The sequence below is a fragment of the Pelomicrobium sp. G1 genome (assembly GCF_051905455.1).
GTDB lineage: Bacteria > Pseudomonadota > Gammaproteobacteria > Burkholderiales > UBA6910 > Pelomicrobium.
On sequence record NZ_JBQACR010000474.1, the window covers coordinates 1 to 250 of the forward strand.

The 250-nt window shown below is 78.0% G+C and carries 1 pseudogene; it reads left to right on the plus strand.

What is annotated here, in order from left to right:
• A pseudogene (locus ACTFO6_RS19280) lies at positions 1-250 on the plus strand (DUF935 domain-containing protein); the annotation flags it as partial.

A 250-nucleotide genomic window follows, 5' to 3' on the forward strand; every position in this document is an offset into this window, starting at 1 on the left:
CCTTCCCCCTCAGGGGGAGGGACCGGAGACGGGCGCGGAGCTCGCCGAGCCCGACGCCGCCCAGGCGCGGCGGGTGGAGGACCAGCTCGCCCTGGCCGAGGGCGCCGAGACCCTGGCGGGGGAGTGGGAGCGGCTCCTCGGCCCCCGGGTGGAGGAGCTGGTGGCGCTGCTGGAGGAGACCGGGGACCTGGTCACCTTCCGCGAGCGGCTCGCCGACCTCCTGCGCGCGAATCCGCCCGAGGCGCTGGTG